Origin of the sequence: Psychrobacter sp. JB385, from assembly GCF_900163785.1 — a bacterium.
GTDB lineage: Bacteria > Pseudomonadota > Gammaproteobacteria > Pseudomonadales > Moraxellaceae > Psychrobacter.
Map to the genome: position 1 here is coordinate 75,906 of NZ_FUKN01000008.1, position 9,029 is coordinate 84,934.

Consider the following 9,029-nt stretch of genomic DNA (forward strand, 5'->3'; position numbering starts at 1 on the left):
ATGCTGATTGTGCAGGCTTTATTTTTGAGCAAGTACTGCCAGCAGATTACCCACTTTATCTAAGCACTCTTGATACTCCGCCATACAGTCAGAAGCCACTGTGATACCACCACCTGCCCACAAGCTGACCTGTCCTTGTTGCTGTATACCATTAGTGAATGAATGGTTGGCTTGAATGGTACGAATCAACACATTCCACTGACCACTGCCATCAAAATTCATATAGCCCATAGTGCCGCAGTAAGCGCCGCGTGGAGCAGCCTCCAGCTCAGAGATAATTTCAACCGACCGTTTTTTGGGTGTGCCTGTGATGGAGCCAGCAGGCAAACTGCCAAATAATACCGCTAACGGATGAGTGTCGGCTTTAAGCTCAGCGGTGATGGTGCTAACCATATGATGGACATTGCTAAAGCTTTCAATCGCAAATAGTTGTGGCACTTTCACGCTACCAATTTTGGCATATTTGCCCAAATCATTACGCAGCAAGTCCACAATCATGACGTTTTCGGCACGGTCTTTTTCACTATTGATCAATTGCTGTTTATAGCTATTGTCTTGTTCGGCGGTGACACCACGTGGCATCGTTCCTTTAATAGGTTTTGTGCGTATATGATGCGTGCCAGTCTCATAGTCTTTGATAAAAGTAAAAAATAGCTCTGGGGAGCAGCTTAATAATTCAAAAGTGTTTTTCTGGTTTATAGAATTTGGCAACGCATTATTAAGGTCTTTGTCGGCATGAGTTGTATCGCCATATTGAACGCTTAAATAACCAGAAAACGGTGCTTGTGTATTGCGATGGAGGCTGGGTAAGTAATTAATAAGCGTTGGTAGAGATGTATCAGAAAGGGCGTGATAGGTAAGGCTACCTTGCCATGCTTGAGTGAGATTTATTTGGTAGCAGTCGCCTTGTTGTAGATAGTCTTGGGTTTGCGCAAACGCCAGTTGATAATCGTGCTCATCCCATTGCGCTTTTAAGGCCAAAGGAGCAGGTGGCAACGGTGTTTTAGACGTTGCTTGCTCTAGATGATAAGTGGCGTCGGACAATGTCTTATCAAAAGCATCCAAATAAGAAGTAAGGACTGATATACTTATATCAGCGGTGCTGTCTGTTTGATTGACGATTAATGTCCAAACCGATGCGCTATCTTGTGTGGCTGGCATTAGGTAAATATCATAATGTCCCAATACCGCAGAAGGTTGCGTTGCCAGTTGAATAGCGGCAGTTGGGCTTAACTCATGAGCGGAGATGTCATAACCAATAAAGCCTACTAAACCATGATGATAATTTGGCTTTTGATTGATGGTGCTTGATGGTGTTATATCAGTGCTATGGTTTTCATAAACTTGACTGTAGGCAATCAATTCGTCTTGCCATTTTGCATAGCTCATTTGCGTCGTAGTGATAGCTGTGCGGTCAACAGCGTTATCATCAATATTAATACAAGCATCGCGGCAATGCTTCGTTACTTCATACGTAACAGATAATGGGTCAGATAGGGAATCAAAAGTGGGGGTGACCACCCAGCTTGTTTTGGGCAGTAACCCAATCACTGGCTGATCATCATTATTCAGCCAAACCAGTTGCCAGAGTGCCTCACTGTTTTGTGCCAATAAATAATTTTGTAGCTGCGGCATCAATTCAGCAGCAGGCAAATCACCAAAACGCCAGCTACGGATGGTAGCTGGCGATGGGGCAGAATCTGTCTGCTCAGTAGTCTTGTAATTTTCTACGGGCATTTTTTAAGCGTCAAACTTTTTGATGATCAAGGTTGCATTGGTGCCACCAAATCCAAAGCTGTTGCTCATTAACGTTTCAAGCTTGGTTTCACGCGTTTGAGTAACAATATCAAAGCCTTCCGCCGCAGGATCTAACTGCTCAACGTTGATACTTGGGGCAATAAAGCCTTCTTGTAGCATCAATAAGCAATAGATCAGCTCTTGGGCACCAACGGCACCTAAACTATGACCAGTCATTGACTTGGTTGAGCTAATAGGCGGTACTTTACTGGCATCATCTCCAAACACTTTGGCAATTGCTTTAAGCTCAGTGATATCACCAAGCGGCGTGCTAGTCCCGTGGCTATTAATATAGTCAACGCGCTCTAACCCTGCTTCAGCCAATGCTTGCTGCATACAACGAACCGCGCCTTCACCACTTGGCGCAACCATTTCTGCACCATCAGAGCTTGCGCCATAACCAACGATTTCGGCTAAAATATTAGCACCGCGCGCTTGTGCGTGCTCTAAACTTTCTACCACAACCATGGCACCGCCAGCAGCAATGACAAAGCCATCACGATCTTTGTCATAAGCTCTTGATGCGAGCGTTGGTGTGTCATTATATTGAGTGCTCACCGCACCCATGGCATCAAACATACAAGACTGCGTCCAATGCTCAGACTCACTACCGCCCGCTAGCACCACGTCGGCTTTGCCTAGCTGGATCAATTCAGCCGCATGACCGATACAATGGGTCGATGTTGCGCAAGCAGACGCAAGAGAGTAAGACACCCCTTGGATTTTTAAACCAGTTGCCAATGCGGCTGACACCGAGCTGCCCATCGTTTTTGGCACAGCCATGGCGCCGACACCGCGAAGGCCTTTTTCGCGCATGGCATCCACAGCATTAACGATATTTTCTGTCGATGCACCGCCCGAGCTTGCTACCAAACCCACACGTGGATTACTATTAATAGTCTCAAGCGATAAACCTGAGTGCTCAATCGCGTTCAAAGCGCTGACGTAAGCATAGAGACTGGCATCACTAAAAAACCGTTTTAATTTACGATCGATACCACTGGTATCAAGTTCTGATTGATCGATACTACCGCTAACATGTGACTTGAACTCGTGTTCAGCGTAAGAATCGTTAAATGTAATGCCAGACTGTCCTTGTTTCAGAGCAGTAGTAACAGTGGCCAAATCATGTCCGATACAAGAGACAATCCCTGCCCCAGTAATAACAACGCGGCGCATATTTTATTCCTTATGAGTAATGATTTTCTTCATCACTATTGATAATCGTTTTTAAAGATCTACTTTTTTATTTAACGTCACAAGTATCACTCTGTCATATAAGAGTTTGACGAGGTCACTTAAGCGTTAAATATTTACTTTATAGCTCTGACTACGGTCATCAAAAAACACTGCATAGACGATGGTTTTAAGCAAATGACGTTGCAATCAGGCTTTAGCTGATGGCGTATGATAACGTATCAAGCATACAAAATCTTTGCGCAAGTGCAAAATAATGACAAAATAACAGCTACTATCATAGGCTACCAAAAAGTTGCTAATGACAGACAGTGTCAGCAAGTTACTTATCCTATCATTATCATTATATCCTTAAAGCGACTGTAGTTTTGGTCTAAGTAAATTGAAAAAAGTAATTCATCAATGGCGAAAGCCATAAAGTAAGTTATACTTTTAGATACAAAATTGGTGAGGGCAATAACATTGTTCGCACTGACATTGAGCCTCATGATTCGCTAAAATGGCACACTTATCGTTTCCACAAACGCATTATTCAATAATAAAGTAAAAATAATCATCATATTAAGGGCAACACGATGGCAAAGCAGACTTCTTTATCTAAAGGTATCAGTACCGTTGGCGCTTTTACACGTAATAACCTAGAGCGCGTAGGCGCCATCATTGATACCATGAATGCCAAAACCAGCAAGCCTCGTCAATATAAAGCGGTTGATTTGGGCGATGAAGATTATCAACAAGACTTGTTTCGGGAACAAACACTAAAAGCGACGCAGCAATTACTTGGTAACCGCTTTGCCACTTATGGTAAATATGCCAAAAAAGTGGTACCGAATAGCTTTTTTCAATCGACAGTGGATGGGGCATTTGCTCAAGTGGCTAAATTGGCCGCTCACTGGAGTCAAATTGATTTACCCAACCAACATCGTTTCGCCAATATTGCCAATCTTGATGATGAAGAGCGTTATGCACTTGCCACCGATATTGCCAATCAGAACCGTGCTTTAGCAGCCATCGGCGGCTTGACCGGTTTGGCAGGACTTCCAGGCTTATTGGCTGATACATTGTGGTTGTTATTGGTATCTCTACGTACCGTCTATCAGCTAGCGGCCGTCTATAATAAGCCATTGACTGGTAAGCAAGGGGTAAAGATGGCTTATGAGCTACTTGCGAACGCTGATTTGAGCAAAATGCAGGAAAAGCAAGCATTGCTCGCTGGTATTGGTATCGGTAAAGGCTTGCTTGACAATGCCCAAAGCAGTGGCCTACATAATGAGCTTAAAAACTTAGGTATGAAGAACAACAATGTTAATTTTTATGCTCAACAAATCGACAGCATTGCTAGCCAAGTAGGCATTGATTTGGATCAAATCAATCTATCATGGATACGCCGTTTTCTACCAGCTACAGCCGTTGTGATAGGTGTACGTTATAACAGCCAGTTAATTGATGAGGTCATTGGGGTAGCGCAAGCGACGTTTGCACCAGATGCAAAGCTTGCCAACCGCGCTATTACTGATGATAGTAAGAGCGAAGCTGAGGTTAGTAAATTCTCTAGCGACGAAGAAAAGAAAAATACTGAAGACAAGGCTGCTGAAAGTCAGAACGCGGAAGACAACAATGTCAGTGATGCTGACAACAAAGCAGACGAGAAGGATACTGAAAGTAAAGGCAGTAAAAAGAAGGGTGAGTCAGTAGATGCAACTGACAGCAAAACATCTGACAGTAAAAAAGAAAGTAAGCCAAATAAAACTGCTGATACGCAAAAGAAATAAGCGCGATGCATTATCGGTTAATCTTTAGTTTCTAATCGTGCAATAGTATTCGAGCTTATTTACTTTAATATAGGCGATGTTATCTTATAGCCCTTGAAAAGTAAGGTAATGTCGCCATTTAGATTTCATGAGTTACGATATTTATAATACTGACTAATGATTAACTGATGTCAACAGTCGTACTTAAACCATTCATAACCTTACCATTTACCGAATCTTTATTGTTATATTGCTTGATAAAAGCAGACAAAGTACGGAAAAAGTAGATGGAATGCATATCTGTCAAAAGTTGTAAAGGTCAATCACTCATAAGTGGTTGAATTAGCAATAACAACTCTTTATAATACACTGTCCTAAAAATGGGTGCTCTAAAGTCTGTCATTCTTGCCAGATGAATGATGCGTTAACCCATTTTTTTGTTTTATACCAAACGGGAGAAGGATGCCTTATGGCAACAACTAACCAATTGATTCGTAAAGGTCGCAAAACCATCAAGGAAAAGTCGAAAGTTCCTGCGTTGGAAGCGTGCCCACAGCGTCGCGGTGTATGTACTCGTGTATATACTACCACGCCAAAAAAACCTAACTCAGCCATGCGTAAAGTATGTCGTGTACGTTTGACTTCAGGCTATGAAGTATCAAGCTACATCGGTGGCGAAGGTCATAACCTACAAGAGCACAGTGTTGTTCTTATCCGTGGTGGTCGTGTAAAAGATCTACCAGGTGTACGTTATCACACTGTTCGCGGTGCATTAGATTGCGCAGGCGTTAAAGACCGTAAGCAAGGTCGCTCTAAGTACGGTGCTAAGAAGCCTAAAGTTTAATAGCCAAGTGCTATTAACGAAGCTTTTTTGTACTACCCAATAACTGTGCATGGGTTTGGTGTTAGCAGTAAAACTACTTATATATCGATTATGTTATATCAGATGTTCATGCTTAAAACATACCACCATGCAGTAAGGCTAACTGATAACTCACTATGATATCTTTATGATAAATAGTCGATGTTGTGAATGTTAGACACTCCTGAAGATAAGGAAATTTATTATGCCAAGACGTCGCGTCGTTGCTGCCCGTGAGATCCTACCGGATCCTAAGTTTGGTAGCCAAACTGTTGCAAAATTCATCAACCATGTAATGAGTGATGGTAAAAAATCTACTGCTGAGCGTATCGTTTATGGTGCACTTGAGACAGTAAGTGAGAAGCGTAAAGTTGAAGATCCAGTATCTTTCTTTGAAGAAGTGCTTGAAAATGTACGCCCAATGGTAGAAGTAAAAGCTCGCCGCGTCGGCGGTGCAACCTATCAAGTACCAATGGAAGTACGTCCCTCCCGTCGTACTGCCTTGGCTATGCGTTGGTTAGCTGAAGCTGCTGCTAAGCGTTCTGAAAAATCAATGGCTTTGCGTTTAGCTGGCGAATTGAATGATGCTGCCGAAGGTAAAGGCGCTGCTATGAAAAAGCGTGACGAAGTTCACCGCATGGCAGATGCTAACAAAGCATTCTCTCATTACCGTTTCTAAGCTACTTTTGTTCTCACTGTTTAATAGTAGCTTAAGATTAATGGCTCATACTCATTGATCTTACATTGTTGTTTATTCTATTGATTACCGCCATCATTGAAAAAGTTGCGAGTAGGACTTATCTATTAGCAACTGAGATGGCGGATATCTATCAAGATGCCTCTCTAAAAATGTATTGTTTTAATTAGAAAGCGTCCCAAATTTGATACCGCACTATTCTTAGTATTTGCTCTTTTTTTGTCCATATCAGGCTCAATAATCAGTAAGTAATATTACGAAGCTGAACGCTTTGTCATAGAGTATGAGGTAGAGACACAATACATTATTATATACACGACTTTTCCTAGGAAAACACTATGGCTCGTAAAACTCCCCTAAAACGCTATCGCAATATTGGTATCTCAGCGCATATTGATGCTGGTAAGACGACCACTACTGAGCGTGTTTTATTTTATACCGGTGTTAGCCACAAAATTGGCGAAGTACATGATGGCGCAGCCACCATGGACTGGATGGAGCAAGAACAAGAGCGCGGTATTACTATTACCTCAGCGGCAACCACTTGTTTTTGGTCAGGTATGGCAAAACAGTTTGACGAACACCGCATCAACATCATTGACACCCCAGGCCACGTTGACTTCACGATCGAAGTTGAACGTTCTATGCGTGTACTTGATGGCGCTTGCATGGTTTACTGTGCAGTAGGCGGCGTTCAGCCACAGTCTGAGACTGTATGGCGTCAAGCGAACAAATACAAAGTACCACGTCTTGCTTTTGTAAACAAAATGGATCGCGTTGGTGCGGATTTCTATCGTGTTATCGAGCAGATCAAAACCCGTCTTGGTGGTAAGCCAGTACCATTAGTTATTCCAATTGGTAAAGAAGATGACTTCGAAGGTGTTGTTGACCTAGTTACCATGAAAGCTATCTATTGGGATGAAGCCTCTCAAGGTATGCAGTATGAAGAGCGTGATATCCCAACTGAACTACAAGAAAAAGCAGAAGAGTATCGTGAATATCTTGTAGAAAGCGCTGCTGAAGCAAACGAAGATCTCATGAATGAGTATCTAGAAAATGGTGAATTGACTGTAGAGCAGATCCATGGCGCTATTCGTCAATTGACAATTGATAACGAAATCATCCCGCTTCTTTGTGGTACTGCCTTCAAAAACAAGGGTGTACAGAAGATGCTAGATGCTGTTATTCAGTATCTTCCAGCACCAATGGATGTACCAGCTATTCGCGGTATCCTTGATGACAAAGATGAAACTGAAGGCACTCGTGAAGCGTCAGATGATGCACCGTTCTCAGCACTAGCTTTCAAAATCATGAACGACAAGTTCGTTGGTAACCTAACCTTCGTTCGTGTTTATTCTGGTGTCATGACTCAGGGTAGCAGTGTTTATAACCCAGTTAAAATGAAGCGTGAGCGTGTTGGTCGTATCGTACAGATGATGGCAAACTCTCAAGAAGAGCTTGCAGAAATTCGTACTGGTGACATCGCAGCTTTAGTTGGTATGAAAGATGTGACCACTGGTGATACGCTATGTGATGAAAACAACGTCATTACTCTTGAGCGTATGGAATTCCCAGATCCAGTTATCTCTCTAGCGGTTGAACCTAAGACTAAAGCTGACCAAGAAAGAATGTCAATCGCTTTAGGTCGTTTGGCAAAAGAAGATCCATCGTTCCGTGTACATACTGACGAAGAATCTGGTCAGACAATCATCAGCGGTATGGGTGAGCTACATCTAGAGATTCTAGTTGACCGTATGAAGCGTGAGTTTAACGTTGAAGCCAACATCGGTGCGCCGCAGGTTGCTTATCGTGAAACGATTCGTAATACTGTAGAACAAGAAGGCAAATTCGTACGTCAAACAGGTGGTCGTGGTAAGTTCGGTCACGTTTGGTTACGTCTTGAGCCGCTTGATCCAGCTGGCGAAACAGAGTATGAATTCGCTGAAGAAGTTGTTGGCGGTACGGTACCAAAAGAATTCCACGGTGCTGTTGACAAAGGTATCCAAGAGCGCATGAAAAACGGCGTACTTGCTGGTTACCCAGTGGTTGGCGTAAAAGCCACCTTGTATGATGGTTCTTATCATGACGTCGATTCTGATGAATTGTCGTTCAAGATGGCAGGTTCTATGGCCTTCAGAAAAGGCTTCCTAGCCGCTGACCCAGCACTACTTGAGCCAGTCATGAAAGTAGAAGTTGAAACACCTGAAGACTACATGGGCGACATCATGGGCGATCTTAACCGTCGTCGTGGTTTGGTACAGGGTATGGAAGACCTACCTGGTGGTACTAAACAGATTCGTGCTGAAGTACCATTAGCGGAAATGTTTGGTTATGCCACGCAAATGCGCTCTATGTCACAAGGCCGTGCAACTTACTCAATGGAATTCCAAAAGTACGCTGAAATTCCAAAGTCAGTTGCAGCTGAAATCATCTCTAAGTTCAACTCTAAAGATGATGACGAGTAAATAAACGTCTATTGAATCTGACAATGTAGAGCATATTTCTAGGTTGTCAGTGGAGAATCCACCAATAACTTGTTAAAAGACTTGTTATTGGTTGGGATTTTCTTATAATATCTGCACATTAGTATGTGCGACCTTTTAACAATTATCTTAAAGTGGTCAAGATTGTTTGAGTTATCGTATTGATACGAACCCAGCATTTGACCCCAAAAAAAGAGGAATTACCCATGGCAAAGGCCAAGTTTGAACGTAACAAGCCACAC

General features: G+C 42.7%; 6 protein-coding genes. 4 read left to right on the top strand and 2 right to left on the bottom strand.

Translation table 11 applies throughout. The features are described from left to right. Nucleotides 1-18: 18 nt before the first annotated feature. Both CZ794_RS04070 and CZ794_RS04075 read right to left on the bottom strand, forming a co-directional pair. Nucleotides 19-1,737 carry an anthranilate synthase component I family protein gene (locus tag CZ794_RS04070; protein ID WP_087040365.1) on the bottom strand — a complete coding sequence of 573 codons (1,719 nt, stop codon included), beginning with the start codon at nt 1,735-1,737 and terminating at the stop codon, nt 19-21. A 3-nt stretch (nt 1,738-1,740) separates the two neighbouring features. Then, nucleotides 1,741-2,976, bottom strand: a complete 1,236-nt coding sequence (locus CZ794_RS04075; RefSeq protein ID WP_087040367.1) for a beta-ketoacyl-ACP synthase II — start codon at nt 2,974-2,976, stop codon at nt 1,741-1,743. A 593-nt stretch (nt 2,977-3,569) separates the two neighbouring features. Here CZ794_RS04075 and CZ794_RS04080 point away from each other — a divergent pair. The 4 genes from CZ794_RS04080 to fusA all read left to right on the top strand — a co-directional run bounded on the left by CZ794_RS04080 (nt 3,570) and on the right by fusA (nt 8,769). Continuing rightward, complete coding sequence (locus tag CZ794_RS04080) at nt 3,570-4,766, top strand: EcsC family protein (RefSeq protein ID WP_087040368.1); 1,197 nt, start codon at nt 3,570-3,572, stop codon at nt 4,764-4,766. A 448-nt stretch (nt 4,767-5,214) separates the two neighbouring features. Beyond that, the gene (rpsL, locus tag CZ794_RS04085; RefSeq protein ID WP_011281154.1) at nt 5,215-5,589 is read left to right on the top strand and encodes a 30S ribosomal protein S12; all 375 of its coding nucleotides are present in this window, start codon (nt 5,215-5,217) and stop codon (nt 5,587-5,589) included. Nucleotides 5,590-5,812: 223 nt separating this feature from the next. Beyond that, nucleotides 5,813-6,286: a 30S ribosomal protein S7 gene (gene rpsG, locus CZ794_RS04090; protein WP_062845510.1), complete on the top strand. Its 474-nt coding sequence runs from the start codon at nt 5,813-5,815 to the stop codon at nt 6,284-6,286. A 356-nt stretch (nt 6,287-6,642) separates the two neighbouring features. Continuing rightward, nucleotides 6,643-8,769, top strand: a complete 2,127-nt coding sequence (gene fusA / locus CZ794_RS04095) for an elongation factor G (RefSeq protein ID WP_087040370.1) — start codon at nt 6,643-6,645, stop codon at nt 8,767-8,769. Nucleotides 8,770-9,029 lie beyond the last annotated feature (260 nt).